This window comes from Gilliamella sp. Pas-s95 (genome assembly GCF_009795795.1).
Classification (GTDB): domain Bacteria; phylum Pseudomonadota; class Gammaproteobacteria; order Enterobacterales; family Orbaceae; genus Gilliamella; species Gilliamella bombicola.
Genome location: NZ_WTFC01000061.1, coordinates 1 through 1,814, shown reverse-complemented (window position 1 = coordinate 1,814; position 1,814 = coordinate 1). Strand labels below are relative to the sequence as shown.

The following is a 1,814-nucleotide window of genomic DNA, read 5'->3' as shown; positions in this document are numbered from 1 at the left end:
TGGACAAAAAGAGTCCTGTTCAATATCGGGAGTATTATTTTCCAGCAGCTTAGTTTTTTTGTACAACTTTTGGGGTGCAGTTCAATACTGTCCTATTGCTAAGGCGTTAAATGGGTGTGTAGTCATCATAATTAAGCCACCTTACCCAATAACCGAATCATGTAGCTTTGTGATAACTTGATGAGTTCTGCTTTTCGTTTTTCATAATTCCAACCCATATCTATTAACGTGATATTGGATTTCTCAAGGTAAGCTAAGTGATTAAGTTGTTCTTCGGTGATATGGTCGCGAATATCACCCGTGAGATTATGAGCTTTTCGGTAAGCCTTTGCTGTCATACCAAGTACAATACGATTAATCATATCAAATTCATTAGTATAATGATGTGGCTTGGTCTCCTTGCCTAGGGATAATCGTTGTATAGTTAATGCGTCACACATAGGACGGCTATAATCTGCAACTTCTAAACGTGCTTTTAATCGATTAAGTGCTTTCTTCTGGATTGCTGGTGCGATTTCTTTAAGGTGTTCTTCACAACGTATAAAGTACTTTCTTATTGCTCGTCCTTTCTCGTTGTTTTCAATCATCGCCAATTCTTTAGCGGTTCCGATTGTGAGAATGTAATCTTTTTCTGGTCTACCGCGTCGGGTATTTTTCGCCAAATTTGGCGTTAATTCATTAGGGAGGGATATCCCCCCATTGGGGAAGTACTGCTCATTATTTGCACTTTGATTCACCAAAATGGGGGAATCAAAGATGAAAAAATCATCATTTAAAGTAAAGCCGTATTGCTCAATTCTTCCTTTTATCCAATTAGAAAAGTCTCGACCAACACCAAGAAAACGATGTAATTGTTTTGCACTAACTGTTTGCTGTAATTTGCCGTTTAATTGCGTTTTGGTTACTGGTACTAAATTATTAAAATCTGTCATAAGTATTACTCCTAACTTGTCGAAAAATCCCTCTTTTAGCTAAATTTAGGCAAAGGGATTCCGTCGGCTCAAAAATGAGCTTTGCTATAAAATCAATTAATTAAGCTGCTTTGCTTGGGTAAAGTGCTAAAATTTGGCTGATATCCGATTCAGTTAATAAGCTATTTTCATAACTAAGAATCAGATTAACCACCTTTTGAGCATCTTCCTTATTGGCTAGGTAATAGCGATAGTGTGAGCCTATTCCGTCGGTATTAGGCTCATCCATGCGCTTTAATGTGATGCCTAACTTTCTTTCTAGTTCTGAACAGTAATTTCTACCGCTAGAAAGCCTACAGATGCGCAATATCTCATTTTCTGTAATACCATTGTCACCAGTACACGCAATTAATAGGTAAGCTCTCGGCTTTTTAGGTAGCTTTTTATAATCAGATTGGCTATGATTGGAAGCGTCACGATTCCAATCTAGACCCTCGATTATTTCACGGTATAGAGGGTTTTGTTTTATCACCATTATGCTACCTCACGACGTTCTACTCTGCGAGATTCAAGCCAAGAGTAAATCTCATCAGCTCGATAGCCAACACGGCGCAAGCCTATTCTGATTTTTTGGGGAAAGGTTTCATCTTTCTGTTCTAGCGTATAAAGACTAGTGTCAGATTTGAAATGTAGTAAAGCTTTTACTTCTTTTTTGGATAGGATTTGATTGGTCATTCGTTACCTCATCTAAAAGTTTATAAAACAAGGTAACTGTACCAAACGCTGTATATAAAAACAGATAAATAATTAATTAATAAATTAGGGCGTGTTGATCTTTCGTGATTATTTTTTAGACGGCATGATGTGAGTTATAATAATTCTGCAAAAAACAACCATAACTCG

3 protein-coding genes are annotated in these 1,814 nt (G+C 36.9%); all 3 read right to left on the bottom strand.

The window, feature by feature from the left end; genetic code table 11:
* Positions 1 to 131: 131 nt before the first annotated feature.
* The 3 genes from GQ598_RS10810 to GQ598_RS10800 all read right to left on the bottom strand — a co-directional run bounded on the left by GQ598_RS10810 (position 132) and on the right by GQ598_RS10800 (position 1,646).
* Positions 132 to 932 (bottom strand): antA/AntB antirepressor family protein, encoded by an 801-nt coding sequence (locus tag GQ598_RS10810; RefSeq protein WP_160404121.1) that lies wholly within the window; start codon positions 930 to 932, stop codon positions 132 to 134.
* 100 nt (positions 933 to 1,032) lie between these two features.
* Positions 1,033 to 1,446, bottom strand: coding sequence for a hypothetical protein (locus GQ598_RS10805; protein ID WP_160404120.1), 414 nt, complete (start codon positions 1,444 to 1,446; stop codon positions 1,033 to 1,035).
* The gene (locus GQ598_RS10800) at positions 1,446 to 1,646 is read right to left on the bottom strand and encodes an AlpA family transcriptional regulator (protein WP_034914929.1); all 201 of its coding nucleotides are present in this window, start codon (positions 1,644 to 1,646) and stop codon (positions 1,446 to 1,448) included. Before GQ598_RS10800 ends, GQ598_RS10805 begins: the two co-directional genes overlap by 1 nt.
* Between the last annotated feature and the right edge of the window lie 168 nt (positions 1,647 to 1,814).